This is a genomic window from Saccharopolyspora antimicrobica (genome assembly GCF_003635025.1).
Lineage (GTDB): Bacteria > Actinomycetota > Actinomycetes > Mycobacteriales > Pseudonocardiaceae > Saccharopolyspora > Saccharopolyspora antimicrobica.
The window spans coordinates 8,005,857-8,026,588 of record NZ_RBXX01000002.1 but is presented as its reverse complement, the minus strand read 5'-3'; the positions used below and the strand labels follow the sequence as shown (position 1 = coordinate 8,026,588).

At 71.8% G+C, this 20,732-nt stretch carries 19 protein-coding genes; 10 read left to right on the top strand and 9 right to left on the bottom strand.

The window, feature by feature from the left end:
- Positions 1-33 precede the first annotated feature (33 nt).
- The 9 genes from ATL45_RS37825 to ATL45_RS37785 all read left to right on the top strand — a co-directional run bounded on the left by ATL45_RS37825 (position 34) and on the right by ATL45_RS37785 (position 11,205).
- Positions 34-1,245, top strand: a complete 1,212-nt coding sequence (locus tag ATL45_RS37825) for a DegT/DnrJ/EryC1/StrS family aminotransferase (protein WP_439332479.1) — start codon at positions 34-36, stop codon at positions 1,243-1,245.
- Positions 1,245-2,390, top strand: coding sequence for a DegT/DnrJ/EryC1/StrS family aminotransferase (locus ATL45_RS37820; protein ID WP_093146233.1), 1,146 nt, complete (start codon positions 1,245-1,247; stop codon positions 2,388-2,390). The genes ATL45_RS37825 and ATL45_RS37820 overlap by 1 nt, the downstream gene beginning before the upstream one ends.
- Positions 2,380-3,357 (top strand): UbiA family prenyltransferase, encoded by a 978-nt coding sequence (locus tag ATL45_RS37815; RefSeq protein WP_093146232.1) that lies wholly within the window; start codon positions 2,380-2,382, stop codon positions 3,355-3,357. The genes ATL45_RS37820 and ATL45_RS37815 overlap by 11 nt, the downstream gene beginning before the upstream one ends.
- Positions 3,358-3,506: 149 nt before the next feature.
- Positions 3,507-4,880 (top strand): protoporphyrinogen/coproporphyrinogen oxidase, encoded by a 1,374-nt coding sequence (locus ATL45_RS37810; protein WP_177241882.1) that lies wholly within the window; start codon positions 3,507-3,509, stop codon positions 4,878-4,880.
- An 11-nt stretch (positions 4,881-4,891) separates the two neighbouring features.
- A complete protein-coding gene (locus tag ATL45_RS37805; protein ID WP_093146231.1) occupies positions 4,892-6,460 on the top strand; it encodes a class I adenylate-forming enzyme family protein in 1,569 nt (522 codons plus the stop codon).
- 245 nt (positions 6,461-6,705) lie between these two features.
- Positions 6,706-7,515 (top strand): class I SAM-dependent methyltransferase, encoded by an 810-nt coding sequence (locus tag ATL45_RS37800; protein WP_093146230.1) that lies wholly within the window; start codon positions 6,706-6,708, stop codon positions 7,513-7,515.
- Between the two features lie 5 nt (positions 7,516-7,520).
- On the top strand, positions 7,521-9,167 hold the full coding sequence (locus tag ATL45_RS37795; RefSeq protein WP_246025906.1) for a CoA transferase: 1,647 nt from the start codon (positions 7,521-7,523) through the stop codon (positions 9,165-9,167).
- Complete coding sequence (locus tag ATL45_RS37790) at positions 9,164-10,753, top strand: class I adenylate-forming enzyme family protein (RefSeq protein ID WP_093146229.1); 1,590 nt, start codon at positions 9,164-9,166, stop codon at positions 10,751-10,753. The genes ATL45_RS37795 and ATL45_RS37790 overlap by 4 nt, the downstream gene beginning before the upstream one ends.
- The gene (locus ATL45_RS37785; RefSeq protein WP_093146228.1) at positions 10,750-11,205 is read left to right on the top strand and encodes a carboxymuconolactone decarboxylase family protein; all 456 of its coding nucleotides are present in this window, start codon (positions 10,750-10,752) and stop codon (positions 11,203-11,205) included. Before ATL45_RS37790 ends, ATL45_RS37785 begins: the two co-directional genes overlap by 4 nt.
- 9 nt (positions 11,206-11,214) lie before the next feature.
- Here the strand turns inward: ATL45_RS37785 and ATL45_RS37780 are convergent, their stop codons facing one another.
- Genes ATL45_RS37780 through ATL45_RS37750 form a run of 7 tightly spaced genes read right to left on the bottom strand, consistent with a single transcriptional unit; the run spans position 11,215 to position 17,670 of the window.
- A complete protein-coding gene (locus tag ATL45_RS37780) occupies positions 11,215-12,681 on the bottom strand; it encodes a protein kinase domain-containing protein (protein WP_093146227.1) in 1,467 nt (488 codons plus the stop codon).
- Between the two features lie 15 nt (positions 12,682-12,696).
- Positions 12,697-13,047: a hypothetical protein gene (locus ATL45_RS39230; RefSeq protein WP_093146226.1), complete on the bottom strand. Its 351-nt coding sequence runs from the start codon at positions 13,045-13,047 to the stop codon at positions 12,697-12,699.
- 3 nt (positions 13,048-13,050) lie between these two features.
- Positions 13,051-14,601 (bottom strand): AbeC-like domain-containing protein, encoded by a 1,551-nt coding sequence (locus ATL45_RS37765; RefSeq protein WP_093146225.1) that lies wholly within the window; start codon positions 14,599-14,601, stop codon positions 13,051-13,053.
- Positions 14,598-14,768, bottom strand: coding sequence for a hypothetical protein (locus tag ATL45_RS39225; RefSeq protein WP_170210471.1), 171 nt, complete (start codon positions 14,766-14,768; stop codon positions 14,598-14,600). Before ATL45_RS39225 ends, ATL45_RS37765 begins: the two co-directional genes overlap by 4 nt.
- A gap of 5 nt (positions 14,769-14,773) precedes the next feature.
- Entirely contained in the window at positions 14,774-15,445 is a 672-nt protein-coding gene (locus ATL45_RS37760) for a vWA domain-containing protein (protein ID WP_093146224.1), read from the bottom strand.
- A gap of 12 nt (positions 15,446-15,457) precedes the next feature.
- Positions 15,458-16,537 carry a hypothetical protein gene (locus tag ATL45_RS37755; RefSeq protein ID WP_093146223.1) on the bottom strand — a complete coding sequence of 360 codons (1,080 nt, stop codon included), beginning with the start codon at positions 16,535-16,537 and terminating at the stop codon, positions 15,458-15,460.
- The gene (locus ATL45_RS37750) at positions 16,534-17,670 is read right to left on the bottom strand and encodes a protein phosphatase 2C domain-containing protein (RefSeq protein ID WP_170210470.1); all 1,137 of its coding nucleotides are present in this window, start codon (positions 17,668-17,670) and stop codon (positions 16,534-16,536) included. Before ATL45_RS37750 ends, ATL45_RS37755 begins: the two co-directional genes overlap by 4 nt.
- Before the next feature lie 418 nt (positions 17,671-18,088).
- Here ATL45_RS37750 and ATL45_RS37745 point away from each other — a divergent pair, with 418 nt between their 5' ends.
- Complete coding sequence (locus ATL45_RS37745) at positions 18,089-19,483, top strand: MFS transporter (protein WP_143121537.1); 1,395 nt, start codon at positions 18,089-18,091, stop codon at positions 19,481-19,483.
- 14 nt (positions 19,484-19,497) lie between these two features.
- Here the strand turns inward: ATL45_RS37745 and ATL45_RS37740 are convergent, their stop codons facing one another.
- Both ATL45_RS37740 and ATL45_RS37735 read right to left on the bottom strand, forming a co-directional pair.
- Positions 19,498-20,247 (bottom strand): enoyl-CoA hydratase-related protein, encoded by a 750-nt coding sequence (locus ATL45_RS37740; protein WP_093147306.1) that lies wholly within the window; start codon positions 20,245-20,247, stop codon positions 19,498-19,500.
- 71 nt (positions 20,248-20,318) lie between these two features.
- The gene (locus ATL45_RS37735) at positions 20,319-20,579 is read right to left on the bottom strand and encodes a hypothetical protein (RefSeq protein WP_093146220.1); all 261 of its coding nucleotides are present in this window, start codon (positions 20,577-20,579) and stop codon (positions 20,319-20,321) included.
- Positions 20,580-20,732: the final 153 nt, after the last annotated feature.

Below are 20,732 nucleotides of genomic sequence, written 5' to 3'. Positions count from 1 at the left end.
CTGTCTCGATCAGTTCAGCACCCAGTCAGGAGTGTGGTCTTCTTGTCCCGCGGGACGCAAACCCCCGGGCTCCGGCAGGAGGGCGCGGCGGATCCGATCCCGTTCTTCTCGCAGGCCCGCACGTTCGACCGGCTCTGGCCGGACATCGGCGCGCGGGTCGAGGAGGTCTTCGACAACGGGAAGTTCTCCCACGGCCGCCAGGTCGCCGAGTTCGAGCGAAGCCTCGCCGACTACACCGGCGCCCGCTTCGCGGTCGGCGTCAACAGCGGAACCGACGCCCTGGTCCTGCTGCTGCGCGCCGCAGGACTGCGGCCCGGTGACGAGGTGATCGTCCCGGTCTACTCGTTCGTCGCCACTGCGACCTCGGTCGTGCTGGCCGGCGGCCGCCCGGTGTTCGCCGACGTCGACCCGGTCACCTACGCGCTGGACCCGGCCGAGGTCGACCGCGTCGCCGGCCCGCGCACCCGGTTCGTGCTGCCCGCGCACCTGTTCTGCCAGATGGCCGACATGGCCGCGCTGTCCGAGGTCGCCGGGCGCCGGGGACTGACCGTGCTGGAGGACAGCGCGGAAGGCATCGGCATGCGGCAGCGCGGCGTCCACGCCGGGCTGCACGGCGCCGGCGGCGTCCTGTCGTTCTTCCCGTCGAAGACGCTGGGCGCGCTGGGCGACGCGGGTGCGGTGCTCACCGACGATCCGCGGATCGCCGAGCTGGTGTCCGGGCTGCGCCACCACGGGCGGTTCGGCCGCACCATCGACAACTTTCCCGGCATCGCCACCGAAACCGGGATGGCGGGCACCAACAGCAAGATGGACGACATCCAGGCCGCCGTGCTGTCGGCCAAGCTGACCTGCCTGGACGCCGACATCGCCCGCCGCGCGGAGCTCGCCGCGGCCTACCGGCAGCGGCTGACCGGGGCGCCCGGCGTCGTCCGGCTGCCGGAGATCGCCGACACCGCACCGGATTCCGCCGGTGTCTGGTACGTCTACCTGATCGAGGTCGAGCACCGCGACGAGCTGGTGGCCCACCTGGACCGGTGCGGGATCGGCACCGAGAGCTACTACCCGGTGCCGTTCCACCTGCAGCCGTGCTTCGCCGGGCACGGCCACCGGCGCGGCGACTTCCCGCGCGCGGAGGCCGCGAGCGAGCGGGCGGTGGCGCTGCCGCTGTACCCGGACCTCACCCTCGACCAGCTGGACCGGGTGTGCGCGGCGATCAGCGACTTCGGTGCCCGGAGGTGCGCCTGATGGAACCCGGGATCCCCTTCTTCCCACCGGACCTGTTCGAGAGCGACCGCAAGGTCATGCTCGACCTCATCCGCGAGATCGCGACCGCGCCCGAGCAGAAGTTCATCCTCGGCGAGCACACCCGGCGCTTCGAGGAGGTGCTGCGCGACTCGCTCGGTGCTGCCGACGTGGTGGCCTGCGGCAGCGGCACCGCCGCGCTCGGCCTCGTGCTGCGCGCGATGGAGATCGGCCCGGGTGACGAGGTCGTGGTGCCCGCGTTCGGCTGCGCGCCGCTGGCCTCGGCGGTGCTGGAGGTCGGCGCGCAGCCCGCGTTCGCCGACATCGACCGGCGCACCATGGTCGTCGACCCGGACTCCGTCGAGCGGCTGATCAACCACCGCACCAAGGCGATCATGCCGGCGCACATGTTCTCGGTGATGGCCGACATGCCACGCCTTGCGGCGGTGGCCGAGCGGCACGGCGTGCGGTTGCTGGAGGACTCCGCGGTCGCGCAGGGAGCGGTGCTGGACGGCACGCCCGCCGGGATGTGGGGCGAGGCGGGCGTCTTCTCCTTCGTGCAGGTGAAGTCCTTCGGCATGCCGGGCGAGGGCGGCGCGGTGGCGACCCGGGACGCCGAGCTCGGGCACCGGGTGCGGGTGCTGCGCAACCACGGCCAGGACGGGCAGCGGTTCGTGCACCAGGCCATCGGCACCAACAGCCGGTTCGACGAGATCCAGGCGGCCTTCCAGCTGCACCGGTTCGCGGGCTTCCCGGAACGGCTGGAGCGCCGGGCCGCGATCGCCGACCACTACACCGAACGATTCGCGCCGCTGGCCGACCGCGGCATCGTCGCACCACCGCCAGGCCGCGACGGGCGCTGCTACTACGTCTACTGCCTGCAGGTCGAAGGGCGTGACGAACTGCGCGACCACCTCGCGGAGTGCGGCATCGCCTCGCACGTCTACTACCCGCAGCCGCTTCCGCGCCAGGCCGCGTTCGCCCCGCACGCCCCGGCCGACGGGTGCTGGCCGAACGCCGAGCACGCGAGCGAGCGGATCCTGGCGCTGCCGATCTACCCGCACCTCACCGACGCGGACGTCGCGCGCATCGCCGACGCCGTCTGCGAGTTCGGCGACCGACGGAGGAACGCCAACCATGACCAGTGACGTCAACCTCGCCCGCGGCGCGGGCCCGGAGACCCGCCAGGAGAGCAAGTTCCGCAGCTACCTGCGGCTGGGCAAGCTCGACGTGTTCGACTACTACATCGGCATCCTGGTGGTTTCCGCCGCGGTGCTGCTGCCGGTCGCGGCGGTGGCGCCCGGCACCGTGCCGATGCTGCTGCTGTTCCTGGCGGGCGAGGTCTGCACCATCGTCGCGATGGTCGCGCTCGACGACGTGACCGGCTACCGCGACGGCAGCGACATCGAGAACTACGGGCCCAACAACCCGCTGCGCAAGAAGCTGCGCAAGCCGCTGGTGGCCGGGACGCTGACCGAGGCCGAGGCGATGCGGTTCGCCTGGATCACGGCCTGCGCCGGTGCGCTGCTGTGGGCCGGGGCGATCGCGGTGGCCCCGTATCGTCCGATGTGGACCGTGGTGCTGATCGCCGCGACCTACGTGATCTCGCTGCAGTACTCCTACGGGATGAAGCTGAGCTACCACGGGTTCCAGGAGGCGTTCCTGGTCGCGCTCGGGGTGGCGCTGGTGTTCGGCCCGTACGGCCTGGCGACCGGCGAGTTCTCCGGTTTCCTGCTGGTGCAGGCGGTGCTGTTCGGCATGGGACCGCTGATGTTCGGGGTGTACTCCAACACCAACGACGTCGAGGGCGACCGCGCGGTCGGCCGGCCGACGGTGGCCGCGCTGACCTCCCCGCGCGGCAACGCGATCTTCATCGGCGCGCTGTCGGCGGGCGAGTTCGTGCTCGTCGCGGCGGCATCGCTGACCGGAGTGGCGCCCGCGTGGTTCGTCCTGCTCATGCTGCCCGCGACGATCCTGCGCGCCCGCCAGTACTACCTGGGCTTCGGCCGCGGTGACATCATGCGCGCCCGCAAGCTCGGCTTCACCGTGCACCGCACGTACGTGGCACTGCTGGTCCTGGCGAACCTGCTGATCGGAACGGGGATCCTCGCGTGAGCAACCCCGAGGGGCGTCCTGTGCCAACTCCAGTCCCGCCCGACCGCACCCCAGGGGACCGTGACGCAGCTCAGCCACAAGAAACCGCGATACGCGAGATCAGTCCCGAACGCAACCACCACTGTGAATCGCGGAGAGGCGGGACAGACTTGGACGTCGCGGTGGTCGGCGCCGGTCTCGCCGGGCTGACGGCGGCGCACGAACTGCGGCGGGCCGGTCTGTCGGTGCGGGTGTTCGAAGCCGCGCCGCAGGTCGGCGGGCGGATGGCCAGCGCACGTCATGGCGGCTGGACCATCGACACCGGGGCCGAGCAGATCTCCCCGAGCGGCTACCGGGCGACCTGGGAGCTGATCACCCGGCTCGGGCTGACCGAGGACGAGGTGCCGCGCATCGGACGGCCGCTGGCGGTCTGGCGCGACGGGCAGGCGCACGCCGGTGTCGCCGAGGCACGCGCGCTGCTCAGCGGCGCCGGCCTTTCCTGCCGCGCGCACCTCGACCTGATCCGCTTCCAGGCGTGGGCGTTCCGGCACCGCGGGGACTTCGACGACGACCGCCCCGAGCGCAGCCTGCTGGCCGCCGAGACCGTCGCCGACTTCGCCCGCCGCTACCACCCGGACCTGCACGACTACCTCTTCCAGCCGGTCGCCGGGAGCTTCTTCGGCTGGAACACGGAGCGATCGGCCGCAGCGGTCATGGTGAACCTGCTGCTGTCGGTGGGCAGCGCGGGCACCTGGTGCACCTACCGCGACGGCATGGACACCCCGGCCCGCCGGCTGGCCGCCGAGCTGGACGTCGCGACCGGGCAGCCGGTGCACCAGGTCATCGCCGAGGACGGCGGTGCCCGCCTGCAGACCGGCGAGGACGTGGTCACCGCGCGCTCGGTGCTGCTGTGCGTACCGGCTCCCGTCGCCGCCGAGCTGCACGCGAATCCACCGGCGGAGGAAGCGGAATTCCTCGCCGCGTGCACCTTCACCCCGGCGCTGAAGGTGAGCTGCCTGCTGGACGCGCCGCTGTCCGTACCCGGCGGCGACCGGCCGTACGTGCTGCTCACGCCCGCTGTGGAGGAGCAGGTGCTGTCGGCGATCGTGCTCGACCACGAGAAGCACCCCGGCCGGGCACCGGCGGGCAAGGGCCTGCTGACGCTGATGGCCAACGCCGCGACGATCCCGGATCTGCTGTCGGCCCCGGACGCGGAGATCATCGATCGGCTGACCAGTGCGGTGCCGCGCTACCTGCCGGGCTTCGACGCGGTCAACCGGCTGAACTTCGTGCACCGCCACCGCTTCGGGCTGCCCGAGGCCACACCGGCCGCGCTGCACCGGAGAGCCCGGTTCATGGCTCGTCCGGTCGGCCCGGTCGACTACGCGGGCGACTGGGTGATGCTGCGCCCGGCGAGCGAAGGCGCGGTGCGTGCCGGAGCGCTCGCCGCGTCGCGAGTCCTCAGCCGGCTCCGCCCGCTGGTGCGACCGGTGTTCAGCAAGCGCCTGCCGATCCGGACCGAGGACCTGGAGAACTCCCGTTGAGACCGCATGACATGGGTGTGCTCTTCGACGAGTGCGCCGCGCGCCGCACCGCGACCACCGTGCACCTGGACCGGCCGTTCGACATCGCCCCGGACGGTGGCACGGAGTACGGCGCGGTGGCGCTGGCCGGGCTCGTCCGCGACGCCGCCGGTTGGCTGTCGGCCGCCGGTGCGGGGCGCGGTGACCGGGTGGCGATCCTGAAGGACAACCACTGGGACTACGACCTGCTCGCCTGCGCCGCGGCGCGGGTCGGTGCGGTGCCCGCGCAGTTGTCCGCGCAGCTGTCCCCGGACGCGCTGGCGATCCTGCTCGAACGGCTCGCACCTGCCGTGCTGATGACCACCGCCGGTCAGCTGGAGCGGTGCCGCGCGGCGGGTACCGACCTGACGTCCTTCGCCCGCGTCACGGTGACCTCGGACGTCGCGGTGCCCGGCGCGGTGCACCTCGATCAGGTGCGCGGGGGCCGGGTTCCGGCCCCGCAGCGGCGCGGGGAGGACGAGCCGCTGGTGATCGACCACACCTCCGGCACCACCGGCGTGCCGAAGCTCGTGGTCCACTCGACCCGCACGATCATCGGCGAGCTGGCCCGGTTCGAGGCGCGGCGGGTGCCCAAGATCGGGGTCCGCGGCGACGACGTCGTGGCCACCGCCAGCTCCTACGCGCACGGCCGCACCTTCTGCTGGACGGCCGTGGTGATGAGCATGGCGCCTCGCGAGGTCGTGATCCTGACCGGCCAGGACCCGAACCGCGCCGACCCGGTGCTGCGAGCGCACCCGCCCACGATCATGGAGGGCCTGCCCGCGTCCTACGTGCGGTTCCGGCCGCTGACCGAACGCCTCGACAACCCGTTCCGCCGGGTCAGGCTCTACATCAGCACCTACGACGCGGTGCACCCGCCGACGATCCGCGCCTACCTGACCGCCAGCCGGCAGCGGAATCCACTGTGGATGGACGGCTGGGGGCAGACCGAGACCGGGCCGCTCACCTTCCGCTTCCACACCCGCCGGTCGCTGGCCCGCCGCCAGGCGGCGCACGACGTCGGACGCCCGATCCCGGTCAAGACCAGGTTGCGGCTGGTCGACCCGGACACCTTCCGCCCGGTGCGCCCCGGGCAGCCGGGGCTCGTGCTGGCCCGCACTGCGGCCCGCTGCCTGGACTACCTCGGCGAGTCCCAGCGCTGGTCGGACAAGCAGGTGGGCGGGTGGTGGATCACCGGCGACCTCGGCGTCCGCCGGTGGGACGGCAGCGTGCGACTGCTGGACCGCGAGGTCGACCGCACGCCCGACGGCAGCTGCCTGGAGATCGAGGACGTCCTCGAGGACCGGTTGCCGGAAGCGCTGGAGTGCGTGCTGCTCGCCGAACCGGGGAAGCCGCCGCTGCCCGTGATCATCACCGCCGACGGAACTCTTTCGCCCGCCGCGTGGCGGCGCGCGTGCCGGCGACTGCCGCAGATGCAGGAGCCGGTGTCGTTGCGCTGGGACGACGTGCCCCGCACCGGCACCGCCAAGGTGCGCCGCATGGACCTGCGCGAACAGCTGACCGGCAGCACCGCCACGTGCGGCACCGGCCGATGGACTTGAGGGCACTGTCGGCGTAGCCGTCCTCGCCTTTGTAAGCGGCGGCAGCCGCTTCGAGCACGTATGCAGGGTGACCACCGGCGGGTACGGTGGCCCGCCACTGGGTGGCTCTCTGGGCGAGGACGGCCCCTCCGCCGTGCATTCGTTCATGCATCAGGAGGGGCACCCGCAGTCCGGGGAAGCACTCAGGTTCCGCCAAGCGACCACCCGAGCAAGCCATTGACCACCAAGCTCTGAGGGGAACTGCAGTGACGCACGTCCAGACCGCCCCGGGCGGCTACGTCTTCGACAACCACAACCCGCACAGCGGCGAGCAGCACCGGTGCCTCGCCGCCGCGTACGACCCGCTGACGACCGAGCGGCTCGCCGCCACCGGCGTCGGCGAGGGCTGGCACTGCCTGGAGGTGGGCTGCGGCGGCGGGAGCGTCGCGCGGTGGCTCGCCGACCGGGTCGGACCGACCGGGAGTGTGCTGGCCACCGACGTGAAGCTGACCGACATCCCGGCGCATCCGAACATGTCCACCGCGGAGCACGACATCACCGCCGATCCGCTGCCGGAGGACCACTTCGACCTGATCGTGGCCCGGCTCGTCCTGCAGCACCTCGCCGAGCGGGACGCGGTGCTGGCCAAGCTGGTCCGGGCGCTCAAGCCCGGTGGCTGGCTGCAGATCGACGAGTTCGACACCTCCTACGAGCCGGTGCTGCTCGCGCCCGACGACGAATCCGCGCGGCTGTACGAGAAGTTCCTCGCGGCCAAGAGCGAGCTCATGCGCCGCAACGGCGGCGACCCGTCCTGGGGGCGGCAGGTGGCCCGCGCGATGCGCGCCGCCGGGCTCGTCGACGTCGATCCGCTGCCCAGCGCCCGGCCGCGGCACGCGGGCTCGCCGGACATCGGCCTCCAGCTGCACCACACCTACCACCTGTGGGACGGGCTGCTGTCGGTCGGCATGACCGGCGAGGAGCTGCACGCGGTCCGCGAGGTGATGCGCGATCCGTCGTTCCGCGCGTCCTCCAGCGTCATCTACTCGGTGCAGGGACGGAAGGAACAGCACCGTTGACGGCGGTGCGGACGGGGCCGGAGGTGGCGGCCCGCGTCGCGGCCGACCAGCTGCGGGCCCTGCCCGGAGAACCCGAAGCGCTGGCGTGCGACATCGACTGGGCCGGGCCGGTCGAGCGCGAGCTGCCCGATGAGCAGGCCGTGCAGGCCGCGTGCGGGATCATGCACGTGCACGGGCGTGCGGCAGGCCGTCCGCGGCGCCTCGGCGTCGACTACGCCAGCACCTTGGCCGGGGTGCTCGCGGCGCAAGGCGTTCTGGCCGCGTCGCTGGCGCGGGCACGCGGTGCGCGGTTCAGCTCCGTGCGGACTTCGGTGGCGGAGGCCGCGCTGCTGTCCGTGCAGCAGTACCTCGCGGTCGCCACCACCGACGATGACTGGGTCGAGACCTGGCAGGCCGGTGGGCGCCCGCCGTTCACCAGCCGGGACGGCGTCCGCTTCGAGCTGGAAGTGCTGCACGCCGAGGGCTGGCTCCGGTTCTGGGCGGAGCTCGGCGCGGATTCGGGTGCCGTAGCCGACGGTTGGTGGCCGTTCCAGCAGCGCTTCGCGACCGCCGCGGCGAATCTGCCGGAGGCGCTGCACCGGGCGCTGCGAGAAGTGGACTACGGCACCGTGGCGTCGGTGGCCGCATCCGCCGGGGTGAGCGTGCTGCCGGTGCGGGACGATCCGGCGCCGCCTGCCGCGGTGCCCGCGTGCGCGTTCCGCGCTCTGCCGGGCACGGCGCGGTTCGCACAGCGGCGCGGTGTCGCACCGCTGGACGGCATCGTCGTGGTGGAGTCCACCAGGCGGATCCAGGGACCGCTGGTCGGGCACCTGCTGCGGATGCTGGGTGCTGAGGTCGTCCGGGTCGAACCGCCGGGCGGCGACGCGATGCGCGGCGTTCCGCCGATGTCGGGTGACTGCTCGGCGCGGTTCCGGGCGCTCAACGACGGCAAGCGAACCGTCGAGCTGGACGTCAAGAGCCCGAGCGGTCGCCGCGAGCTGTGCGAACTCGTCGCCGACGCGGACGCTTTCGTGCACAACTGGGCGCCGGGCAAGGCCGCGCAGCTGGCCCTCGACGCCGGGGACCTGGCCCGGGTCAGCCCCGGTCTGGTCTACGCGTGGTCGTCGGGCTGGGAACCCCTGCGGTGGCCGGAGCCGCCGGTGGGCACGGACTTCCTGGTGCAGGCGCACAGCGGGTTGGCCGCCGCGGTGCAGTCCGCGGACGAGCCGAGTGCGCCGTCGTTGATGACGTTGACCGACGTGCTCGGCGGCGCGGTGAGCGCGATGGGCGTCCTGGCCGCGCTGCTGCACCGGCAGCGCACCGGGGAGGGAGTGCGGGTGGACAGCTCGCTGTTCTCCAGCGCCGGTGTCGTGCCCCGGCCACCGCGACGCTCGGTGCTGGATCAGCCGCTGCGTACTTCGGACGGCTTCGCCGTGCTGTCCGGGACGGATCCGGCGCGGCTCGCCGCGGCTCTGGGAACCGCACCGGACACCGTCCCGGAACGCTTGCGGCAGCGGCCCAGCGGCTTCTGGGCAGCGGAGCTCTCCGAGGTGGAGACCGTGGTGACCCCGGTGTGCACCGATCTCCGCCAGCTGGCCGCCGACCCGCGCTTCGCCGCCGCCCTCGGCCGCGACACCCACGCCTTCCCGCTCGCTCCCTGGGAGTTCTCGTGACCTGGATTTCCCGCAACGGCATCGAGATCCGCGACCTGGTGCCCGCGGACCTGCGCCGCCGGTGGGTCGAGCGCGGCGACTGCCCGGACCGCGACCTCTACGCGCTGCTGCGCGAACGCGTCCGCGCCCACCCCGGGCGGGAAGCGGTCATCGACGACGAGCGCACGCTCGACTACGCCGGGTTGGACCGCGAGGTGCGCCGGATCGCCGCCGCACTCGCCGGCGCGGGGCTCGGGCCCGGCGACATCGTCGGGATCAGGCTGCCCAACGGCTGGCGCGCGCTCGTGGCCGAACTCGCGGTCGTGGCCGTCGGCGCGGTCGCCCTCCCGTACCCGGCGGGGCCGGGCAGCCGCGACACCAGGAGCCTGCTCGGGCGTTCCCGCGCCACCGCGGCGATCTTCGCCGACCAGGCGGATGCGGCGGTGGCCGCCGAACTGCCGCACCTGCGCGAAGTCTTCACCTTCGGCTCGGGGTCGCTGGACGAAGCCCCGTACGAGCACAGCTGGGAGCCGTCGCCGATCGATCCCGATGGCCCGGCTCGCATCCTGGTGACCTCCGGTTCGCAGGCGGAGCCGAAGATGATCGCCTACTCGCACAACGCGATGGGCGGCGGCCGGGCGAACTACGTCCGCGCCCTGCACCGCGGCGACGGCCCGATGCGCGGTCTCCTGCTGGTGAAGACGGCGACGTCCTACGGTTCGTGCGCGGTGGTGAGCCTCACCGCGCTCGGCTCCACGCTGATCCTGGCCGACCGCTTCGACGCGGCCGAGGCGCTGCGCATGGTCGCGCGGCACCGCCCGTCGCACCTGTTCGGAGTGCCGACCATGCTGCGGCGGCTGGCCGGACACCCCGCAACGCCGGAGGAGGACCTCTCCAGCCTCCAGGCCGTCGTGTCCAGCGGCGCGCCGCTGCCCGAGGTGACGGCGGCCGCCTGCCGGCAGCGCTTCGGGTGCCAGGTGATCACCATCTACGGTTCGTCGGACGGCATCAACTGCCACACCGCCAGGACCGGCGACGTCCCCGGAACCGGCACGCCGGATCCCGCGGTCGCCGACATCCGCATCGTCGACGAGCACGGGGTCGACGCGCCGACCGGCGAGATCTGGGCGCGGGGCCCGATGACACCGCTGAGCTACGTCGCCGACGCCGAGCTCGACGCCCGCTACCGCACCCCGGAGGGCTGGGTGCGCAGCGGCGACCTCGGCACGTTCGACCAGCACGGCAGGCTGCACGTGCTCGGCAGGCTGAAGCAGGTGGTGTCCCGGGGCGGCTACCAGATCAGCCCGGCGGAGGTCGAGCGCGAGCTCAGCGCGCACCCCGCGATCGTGGACGTGGCGTGCGTCCCCGTGCCGGACGCGGACCTGGGGGAGCGGATGTGCGCGTGCATCAGCCAGGCGGCGGCCGCGCCTGAGCTCACGCTGGCCGACATCACCGAGTTCCTGGCCACCGAACGCGGTCTGGAACGGCGCAAACTGCCGGAATACCTGCTCCGGCTCCCGGAACTGCCGCTCGCCGCGACCGGCAAGGTGTGCCGCCGCACGGTCACCGCCATGGCGGCCGAACTCGAGAAGGAGACCGCACGATGACAGATGTGACCAGCCTCCGGTTCGACATCGGCGGCACGACGCCGACGACGTTCACCGCGCTGCACCAGCTCAGCCGCGACGCCGAGGACCTCGCCCGGCAGGCGGGACTGGACGCCCGGCTGATCGAGCTGGTGCGGCTGCGCGCCTCGCAGATCAACGGCTGCGGGTACTGCCAGCAGCTGCACTCGAAGCAGGCGCTCGACAGCGGGGAGTCCGAGCACCGGTTGCGGGAGCTGGCGAACTGGGCGGAATCGGAGCACTTCACCGCGGCGGAGCGGGCCGCGCTGCGGCTGGCCGAATCGATCACCCGGCTCAGCGGCGGAGTGCCCGACGCGGACTACCTCCCGGCGACCGAGCACTTCGACCGCACCCAGATCGTCTGCCTGGTGTGGACGGTCTCGCTGATCAACACCTACAACCGGCTGGCCATCTCGATGGTGCCCACCGCGTGATGCGCCGGGCTATGCCGGCCGGGCCAGGCACACCCGGCTGCTGCCCTCGTCCGCGATGAAGGACCAGCCGGGGCTGTAGGGGCAGCTTTCCGAGGCATCGCGGACGCTGACGACGAGGAGGGTGCTGTCGTACCCCTCGGGAAGGTCGCTGCCGTCGCATTCGACCGCGTAGTCCTTGCCGTAGTAGAAGGTGTCGTCGCTGTTGAACGTGACCGGGATGCAGTATCGCGGCACCCAGACGCGGTCCAGGCACAGCGTCGTCGTGCCCGAGCTCCCCGTGTAGCTCCACGAGGTGTAGTCGTCCGATGTGGACTGGCAGTCGTCGGCGCTCATGGTGGTGCTCACGACCAGGAACACTCCGGCGCGGCGATCGTTGCACGCGACCGGGCCGGGCGGCATCGATGCGGACCACTCCCCGTCGGTGTCCCGGTAGATCGGAAGGCACTGCCCGGCCTCGACTTCGTCGAACGCCTCCTCGGTGGGGTCGTACTCCGGGGTGGTCTCCTCCGCCTCGCTGGTCTCCTCCTCGCTCGTTTCGTACTCGCTGGTCTCGTCGTAGCTGGTGGTCTCCTCTTCGCTGTAGGTGCTTTCCGCACTCGAATCGGAGTCCGCGTCGCTGGAGGACTCGGACTGGCCGAGGCCGATGATGACCGCGATGAGCACACCGACGACCAGCACGAGACCCACCACGGGTGCCACCGAGTACGGCTTCGGCGGTGCGGGGCTCGGTGCCGGCGGTGCGATGTGCTGGGCCGGAGCCGGGGGAGGTTCGAGCAGCGCCAGTGCTTCGACCGCGGTCGGCCGCTGCCGCGGATCTTCGGCGAGCAGCCGAGAGATCAGCGATCTGAGCTCACCGATGTCCCCAGCCGCGCTGCCGGGAAGCACGGGTGGTGCGCCGGTGAGCGCGAAGTGCAGCGTCGCGCCGAGCGCGAAGAGGTCTCCGTGCCGCTCGTGGTCCCGCTCCGGCGCGCGGTAGGCCTGCTCGTCGTCGGATGTGCCGAAGCCGGTGAGCAGCGCCTTGCCATCGCCGGTCAGCCGCACGGTGGCGGGGGAGAGCGCGCCGTGCACGATCCCCGCTTCGTGCGCGGCCGCCAGTGCTTTCAGGAGATCACGGGCGATCGTCCTGGCGGTCTCGGTCTCCATCGGCCCGTAGGCCGACACGTCTTCGGTGAGCGTGCGGCCCTCGACCAGCCGGGTCACCGACCACAGGACGTCGGCGTCGGCGATCACGTCATCGACGAAGACGAGGTCGGGGCAGGCACGCAGCGCGGCAGCCTGGAGCTGCTCGCGTTCGGTGCGTTCCCGTTCGAACCGGGCGGCGTGCTCGGCCGCTTCATCCGCCGAGGACAACCGGGCCCACTCCAGGGAAACCTCTGCGCCGCTGTCCTCGGCTCGTGCCCGCCAGCGGTGGCCGGAGCCGAGCACGAGCCGGTAGCGCCCACCGACGAGATCTCCCGGCTCCGCCTGATGCGCCATACTGCCTCTTCCCGGTCAGGCCAACAACGAATCCACGGCGTCCCGCGTGTTCCGCACCGCGGTCGCGAGGTCGCCGAATTGCGCCACGGCGGACGAGAGCCTGTTCAGCAGTCCCAGGGCCTTCGACTTGTCGGGGCTGTCGTCGTTGATCTCCGCGTCGAGCAGCTCGGCGTCGGCCACCACATCGTCGCTGTCGAGCCCGCCCTCGTCGCGCGCGGCCCGCAGTGCCGCGAGCAGCACGCGCACCTGTTCCCGCACTTCCTCCGAGCCACCCGCGGAAATGGCCTGCGCCCCTTGGCCGGCGGCCACCGACTCGGCCCGGAGGCTGCCCGAGCCGCCGATCTGGATCCCGTAGTTGTCGCCCATGGCTCATCCCTGCCTGTTGTTCGGTGCCGCGTTCCGGACGGCCTGGACCGTCCTGGCGATAGCGTTGGTGCCCGCGGCGACGCTCATCGCGTTCAGCTTCCCCTGCCCCGTCACGTACACGCCGTTGTTCAGGATCGTCGTCTGGCGCTCGTTGAGATCGCTGGTGTCGACGTTGTGGTCGGCCAGGAACTGCTCCAGCGCGTCCATCACCCGGCGCTCGGCGAGCTTGGCGTACATCTCCTTGTCGAGCTGCTGGAAGTACCGGTGGTAGCGGTTGTCGGCGGCAGCTTCGCGCAGGCTCATCGTCGCCCCGTAGTTGAAGGTCCGCTCCTGCGTGATCTCGCGCCGCTCGCGCAGCGACTTGAAGACCTGCGCCAGCGGCGAGCCGAGAATTCCGAGAATGCGCTGCACGCCCTCGAAGACGGCGGGCACGATCTTGAGGAGGCTCAGCAGCGCGAGCCGGCCCAACTGCCTGGCGGTCGGGCTGCGCAGCAGCTGGTCGATCTGCTGGTAGCGCCGTTTCACCGGCGGCAGCAGCGAGTAGTTGGCCTCGACGAACAGCAGGTCCTTCTGCGCCGACAGCACGAACCGCAGGAACATCGTCACGACCAGATCGCCGTTCCAGCCCGTCACGCGCACGGTCAGGTACGGGCGCGCCCGGCACTCGGGGTCCTCGCGCAGCCGTGCGAGCAGAGCGTCGTCGGCGTGCGTGGCCGGAGCGGCCAGCTCATCGGGCAGGATCGCCTGCCGCACCGGCGGTTCGAGATCGTGCAGCAGGTCGTGGCCGCTGACGAACACCCGGTCCTCGACCAGGACGCCGGGCAGACCGAGGTCGCGGACCGAGCCCGCGATGAAGTCGTGCAACTCCTGCACGGTGAACTCGACGACGTCCTCGCCCTCCACGGCCTTGGCCACGTTGAGGGTGAACGACCAGGTGTCGATGGTGCCCCCGTGGCCGGCGAACGGTGTGTAATCGGCGAAGACCGTGAGATTTCCCCGGTCCTGGCCCGCGATCTCGGCCAGCCGGGCCGCGGCGTGCCGATTGCTCGGCACGGGGGCGTTCGCCGGGTCGAAGGCGTCGCGCCGCAGCTGCGCGGAGAGGAACCCGTAGCGGGCCGAGAGGGTTTCGATGAACATGACCGCCCACCCGGCGAAGAGCGCCAGCGTGAACCACTGCGGCTCCTCGCTGAACAGGAAGCCGATCCCGATCAGTGCGAGGAGCACGATCAGCACGTCGCGGATCCGCTGCCTCCGCCGCGCGGCGAGCCCGTACTTGAGCACCGTGGCGAGGTCGACTCCGGGGGAGGACACCACCGCGCGGTACTGCTCATCGAGGATCTTCTGGAGGGCCTTGTCGTTGAGTCCTGCGTCCAGCTGGAGCGCGGCGCAGAGGTAGCGCGTCGCGTCCGTTCCGGTCGCGGCACCCGGCGTCGCGCCAGGTGCGGTGGTTGTCGGCTGCGCGCCGCCGGAGAGGTCGATGACCCGCTTGTGGCCGCAGTGCGCGCACAGCAGGAAGTTGGGGTCGTTGTCGAGGCCGCAGTGATGGCACTTCACCTGGTCACCTCCGTGTCGGGAGCTTGCGGCGCGTGCTGCTGCACTTCGCGTCCGGGCGGCGGTTCCTCGGTGGCGGGCAGCCGCGCGGCGATCGACACCACCGCCGCGGCCGCCACGCAGACCGATGCCGCGCCGAGCAGCACGGCGGAGCGGTCCCAGCTGGTCATCGGCATCAGTCCATGTACTCGACGGGGATGGTCCGGTATCCCTCGGCCACGGTCGGGATCTGCATCTCCTCGCTGCGGGAGGAGGCGACCAGCGAGTTCAGCAGGCTGTTGATCGCCTGGCCGAGGGCTTCGTCGTTGCGCGTGCCCGGCTCGGCGTAGAAGGCGGCCTTGGTGGCGACCTTGCTCAGCACCTCGCTCTGCACCGAGCCGAACCCGTAGGTGATCACGTGCGGGTGCCGCTTCCAGGCCGGGTCCACGAGCTCGCGGAAGGCGGCCTCCCAGCCCGGTTCGGTGGGCTGGCCGTCGGTGAGGAAGAACATCGCGGGCCGCAGCACCGCCTTGCCCTGCGCGTTGAGCGCGGGAACGTCCACGTCGATCCGGCTGCGCACCAGGTCGAAAGCCGCGCGGTAGTCGGTCTTGCCGTTGCACACCACGTCGGGCATGACCGGGATCTTCTCCATGTCGGTCATCTCGATCACGACCTGGGCCGACGAGGAGAACGCGATGATCGACATGAGCGCGAACTCGGACACCCTGGGGCTGCCCGCCAGCTTCCGGTGCAGCCGCGCGAGCGTCTGGTTCAGCGTGTCCTGGTACGGCGTCATCGAGTAGGAGGCGTCGATCACGACGTAGGTCGGCAGGCACTTCTGCTTCATCGTGTACGGGCCTTCGGCCATGGACGTCTCCTCCTACGCGTTGTTCGCGACGATCACGATCAGGAGCAGCAGCACCACCACACCGAAGAAGATGCCGAGGAACACGGTTTCCCGCTGGGGCCCGCCGTTGCTCGCGCTCGGTGTCGTGGCAGTGGTCTTCCAGTCGACGTTCGTCCCCGGGGTGGCGCTCACGACGGTGACCGGAGGTGGCGGCGCGGGCCGCTCCGGGATCTGGTTGCGCGCCGGTGGTGATCCGAAGCGGGCGTACAGGCCGCCGGCGAGGACGGTGCCGAGCTCGGCCAGCGAGGGCCGCCGCTCGCGGTCCTCGCTGAGCAGCATGTCGAGCAGGACCTCCCGCAGCCCGCGGTTGCCCAGCCCGTCCGACTCGGCCAGATCGTTGAGCGCCACGGTCAGATCCCGTTGCCCGGTGAGACAACGGGTGACGAGCAGCGCCACGCGGAACCGGTCGGTGCGGGAGTCGGCCTCGTCCGGGCGCGGTGTGAGCGGGTCGTCCCAGTTGGGCTGGGCGATGTTGGGGACCGATCCGGTGCCGCACCCGTCGATGTCGATGACGAACACCGATGCGTCGTCGTGGCACCAGAAGGCGTTGGAGTAGGACCAGTCGGAGTAGACCAGCCCGTGGCGCTCGAGCACCTCCGCCACGCGCACCAGGTTCCGGCAGACCCGGAGCCGGTCGGCTCTGCTCGGCGCCCGGAGGCCGTGCCGCGCGAACGAGTCGGCCGTCCGGGCCAGCGTGTCGATCTCGCGGAACTCCCCGTCGCTGCCCTGGCGGAATCTGTCCGGGGCGGCCGGGATCACGCACCCGTGCACCAGCTCGTCCCCGTCGGTGATGCGGGCCACCGGCCAGGACGTGCTGGTGCTCAGCGTCGCGGCGTCGTCGGCGCCGATGGTTGCGGGCAGCGCGATGAGCTCGTCCAGCCGGGTCGCCTCGCCGTGGCCGCCGGGTGTCCGGTAGAGCTTGGCCAGCCAGCCGGGGTGGTCGCCGATGGGGTGGATGCCGGTGCTCTGGCCCGCTCCGTCGCTGAGCGTCCGCTGCAGCGGTGCCAGCTCGTCGAGGCCGATCACGGCGGGCAGCGGCCAGGAGCTCGTCATCGCTCCTCCCGGGTGCCCACCCAGACCGCCACCGCGGTGCGGTCGTCGATGAACCGCTCCGCGTCGTAGCCGACGTCGTCGGCGAACGAGGTCGCCGACGGCGGAGCGGCCCACTTCCTCGCGAAGTACCCGTTCGCTTCGCCGAGCGTGGCCAGCGCGTCACCGACACCGTCGGTCATCAGCGCCACCACGTCGCCGGTTCGCAGCTGGAACCTCCTGCTGGTGACCGTCAACGGGTTGTCCGGGAGGACGTGCGCCAGCGCGTTGGACTCCACGCCGTCGGTGGTGCGCTTGTCGTCGCCCGCCGCGAAGGACCACACGCCGTCCCGCAGCGTCCACACCGACGCGTCCCCCACCCACGCGACCCACATCTCCCGCTCGCCGGGAACCGGGTGAGCCGGGATCACGGCGATCACCAGGGCTGCGCAGACGTCGGAGCCGCGCAGGTTCCGGGACGTGGCGGTGTCCGTCATCTGCGCGGCCACTCCGCTGAAGATCTCCGTCGCGGCCAGGGTTTCGAGATCCGGGGCGGTGTTCAGCCGATCGCGCAGCATGGTGATGGCCGCGCTGACCGCCACGGTCGCGCCCAGCTCCGCCGACCGGCTGCTGGACACCCCGTCGGCGACCGCGGCGATGAGGTACCGCCCGTCGTCGTCCCGGCCGAGCCGGTAGGCGTCCTGGCGGGGCACCACGGGCTCCTCGCAGCGGTGCCCCGGCCCGACGACGGACGCCGCGCGCACCGCGAGGTCGCCGAGCTGCGCCTCGTCCGCGGCGATCCCGGGGTAGACCGCGTGCGCGGGCAGCAGCCACGGCAGCGCCTGGGCCTTCGAGCCCCTGCCGAACCTCGGTGGTGCCGGGCCGCCGGGGATGTGCACCGGTGGCCGCTCGCGCACCGGGTCACGCGGCGGCGGTGCTTGCGGTGCCGGGGGAATCCGCTCGGGCACCACGATTTCCCGGACCTTCCCCGAACCGCCCCACAGGGCGAGCCCGCCCAGGATCGCCCCGGACAGCGCCAGCACGGCGACGACCAGCCGGAAGAGCCACTGCTCCGGGAGGAAGTACAGCTCGAGGAGCGCCGCGCCGATCACCAGAACCGCCGACCAGGCGCGAGACCTCGTGATGGTTTGGCCCATTCTCGTCCCAGTCCGCATCGTGATCCCCACGAGATGAAGATCACATGGTAGTGGACGGCCATCGGCGGCCGAGTGCGTCTTTCGCGATGTTCCTTCATTCGGCCTAATCGGTTCGGCGCTCGCCTCCCGGCCTCGTCATCCCCATGCGCGTCCACTGTGGCTGGTGGGTGACGAGGGCGTCTTCCGCGGTGCGACGTGTCCGGGTGCAGACCGGCTGGTCCGTTCGGGCAGATCGGTTGGGCCGTCGCGCGGTGCCGGTTTCCCCGTCGTGGCGGCCGGACCTGGAGGAAGGCCGGCGCATCCGCTGCCGGACCGTGATCGAGATCGACCGCGCCGGGCCCCGATACTCGGCGATGAGCTCGCGCATCGCTTCTGCCCGACCAGCGGGACAACGTCCGAACGACGAAAGGTGCGGACCGTGACATCCTTCCCCTCGCGAAGCGGGGCGCCGAACGAGGCTCCCGGCGTCTCGATCGGCGACCGCTTCGAACGGCTGCCCTTCACGGGCTACCAGAAGAAGCTGGTCTGGGTCCTCGCGCTGTGCTACCTGGTGGACGCCGTCGACCTCAGCATGCAGTCGTTCCTGCTCGCGCCGGTGAGCCAGGACCTGGGGCTGACCGGGGCGCAGGCCGGTCTCGTGGCCAGCTCGGTGTTCGTGGGCATGGCGGTCGGGGCCACTGCGGCGGGTGCGATCGCCGACCGGGTCGGGCGGCGGACGGTGCTGGTCACCAGCATGTTCGTCTGGGGCGTCGCGAGCCTGCTGACGGCTTTCGCCTGGGACATGGAGTCTTTCGTCGTCCTGCGGTTGATCACCGGTATCGGGCTGGGCGCCGAACTGCCGGTGGCCTTCACGCTGCTCGCCGAGTTCGTCCCGGCGGCGCGCCGGGCCCGCGCCAACAGCGAGCTGGTCATCCTCGGTGCGTTCGGGGTGGTGGCGTCGAACTTCATCGCGTGGGGCGTGGTGTCGGCCGTCGGACCGAGCCTGGGGTGGCGACTGATGTTCGGCGTCATGTTCGCCGTCGCCGGGCTGGCCCTCTACGTCCGCCGGAGCTTCCCGGAATCGCCGCGCTGGTACGAAAGCCGCGGAGACCACGCGCAGGCCGATGCCGTCATGAGCCGGTTCGAGCAGCAGGTCGAGGCCGCGCACGGGGCGCCGTTGCCCGATCCCGAAACCCGAGTCGCCGAAAAGCTGGCACCGCCCGCCGAGCCGGGGTTGCGAGCGCTGTTCACGCGGGGCAACCTGCGCCGCACCGCGTTCGGGTGGGCCATGTGGCTGATGGTGATGCTCCCGTTCTTCGGCATCGGCACCTGGGTGGGGAAGCTGCTGGTGGACCGGGGGATGAGCGTCGCTAGCTCGATCGCGGCCGGTGCGCTGATGGGCCTGGCCGCGCTGCCGTCGATCTACCTGGCGGGCCGGCTCATGGACCGCATCGGGCGCAAGCTCACGCTCGCCGCAGCGCTGGTCCTGGTGACCGTCGGCGCGCTCGCTTACGGCTACGCCACCGGGTTCTGGGTGGTCGTCGCCTTCGGCGCGGTGATGCAGATGGGCCTGCAGAGCATCGCGACGGCCCTGAACACCTACACGCCCGAACTCTTCCCGACCGAGGTCCGCGCGACCGGCGTCGGCACCTCGCAGACGCTGGGCCGGGCCGCGGCGGTCGTAGCGCCCATCTCGGTGCCGCTGATCGTCGGATTGTGGGGCTACACCGGAACCTTCGTCACCTTCGCCGCGCTCTTCGCGCTCGCCGCGGTGATCGTGCTGGCCTTCGGCCCGGAGAGCAGATCCCGCTCGCTGGAGGAGCTCACCCGCTGATCAGTCCACTGTGCTCAGTTGCCGCTCCAGCGCGGCGGTCGCTTGGCCAGGAAGGCGGCGACGCCTTCGGCCGCGTCGGCCGATGCCCTGGCGCCTTCCTTGGCGGTGGCGGTGTCGATCCAGCGGCGGTCGTCGTTGGCGGGATAGGCGGCTTCGACCGCGCGCAGGGTCTCGCGGACCGCGATCGGAGCGTGCCCGGCGATCCGCTCGGCGATGGCGAGGGCTTCGGCGACGGCCGCCCCGGGTTCGGTCAGGCGGTTGACCAGTCCCAGGTCGTAGGCGCGCTGGGCGGGCAGCTGCTCACCGGTGAGCAGCATTTCCCTGGCCACGTTCAGCGGCAGCGCGCGGGGTGCCCGGAACAGGCCGCCGCACTCGGCGACCAGCCCGAGGCCGGTCTCCGGGAACGAGAAGTACGCCGTTCGCGATGCGACGATCATCGTGCTGGCCAGCGCGATCTCGAACCCGCCGCCGACGGCGGCGCCTTCGACCGCGGCGATCAGCGGCTTGCCCAGCCGGCGCTTGGCGATCCCGTACGGGCCGCCGCGCTCGGTGGGCTCACCGGCCCAGACGCGGATGTCGGTGCCCGCGGAGAAGAAATCCGGGCCACCGGTGAGGACGGCCGCCCGCACCGAGTCGTCGTCCTCGAACTCGTTCAGCGCCGCGTCGAGGGCCTGGGTCATCGCGCCGTCGAAGGCGTTGCGCCGCTCCGGCCGGTCCATGGTGAGGACCTGGACCGCGCCCTCCCGTTCCACTCGCACTGCCACGATCTCGCTCCTCGGCTCGGCGCTGTCGGTCACCGCAGGCGGTCAAGCCGGGATTCTAGGTGCTGGCGGGATCAGCAGAAGCCGACGGCGTCGCCCCTTCGCTCACCCAGCCGGGTGCCGACGTGGCCGGGAGCGTCCTCCAGCGCGTCCAGCCTGCGGCGGATCTCGGCCTGGACGACGAGCGCTTCGCGGCGGTGCCGCCGCACCAGGTCCCAGCGCTGCTGTTCGAGCGCGTGGTTCATGCAGAGCTCGGCGAGCTTGGCGCGGCGGTCCAGCTCGTCCAGGAGACAGGACACCAGCGGTGCTTCGGGCTGTTGCTGCTGAGGGAACATGGTTGCGACCCCGATCCGTCGAATGCCTCGTGAGCTGCCTCCACTGTGACGCGCGCCACTGATCCGGCGGACGGGTTGAACTACTCAATCACGCGGCTCGGACCCCCTGAGTAGTCGGTCGAACCGCAGTTCCAACGGGCCGCTGATCGATCG

Excerpts from the sequence above, each read along its gene's own strand:
- ATL45_RS37820 (WP_093146233.1), top strand. The coding sequence starts at position 1,245 with ATGGAACCCGGGATCCCCTTCTTCCCACCGGACCTGTTCGAGAGCGAC.
- ATL45_RS37815 (WP_093146232.1), top strand. The coding sequence starts at position 2,380 with ATGACCAGTGACGTCAACCTCGCCCGCGGCGCGGGCCCGGAGACCCGC.
- ATL45_RS37805 (WP_093146231.1), top strand. The coding sequence starts at position 4,892 with ATGGGTGTGCTCTTCGACGAGTGCGCCGCGCGCCGCACCGCGACCACC.
- ATL45_RS37785 (WP_093146228.1), top strand. The coding sequence starts at position 10,750 with ATGACAGATGTGACCAGCCTCCGGTTCGACATCGGCGGCACGACGCCG.
- ATL45_RS37780 (WP_093146227.1), bottom strand. The coding sequence starts at position 12,681 with ATGGCGCATCAGGCGGAGCCGGGAGATCTCGTCGGTGGGCGCTACCGG.
- ATL45_RS39230 (WP_093146226.1), bottom strand. The coding sequence starts at position 13,047 with ATGGGCGACAACTACGGGATCCAGATCGGCGGCTCGGGCAGCCTCCGG.
- ATL45_RS39225 (WP_170210471.1), bottom strand. The coding sequence starts at position 14,768 with ATGACCAGCTGGGACCGCTCCGCCGTGCTGCTCGGCGCGGCATCGGTC.
- ATL45_RS37760 (WP_093146224.1), bottom strand. The coding sequence starts at position 15,445 with ATGGCCGAAGGCCCGTACACGATGAAGCAGAAGTGCCTGCCGACCTAC.
- ATL45_RS37755 (WP_093146223.1), bottom strand. The coding sequence starts at position 16,537 with ATGACGAGCTCCTGGCCGCTGCCCGCCGTGATCGGCCTCGACGAGCTG.
- ATL45_RS37750 (WP_170210470.1), bottom strand. The coding sequence starts at position 17,670 with ATGGGCCAAACCATCACGAGGTCTCGCGCCTGGTCGGCGGTTCTGGTG.
- ATL45_RS37735 (WP_093146220.1), bottom strand. The coding sequence starts at position 20,579 with ATGTTCCCTCAGCAGCAACAGCCCGAAGCACCGCTGGTGTCCTGTCTC.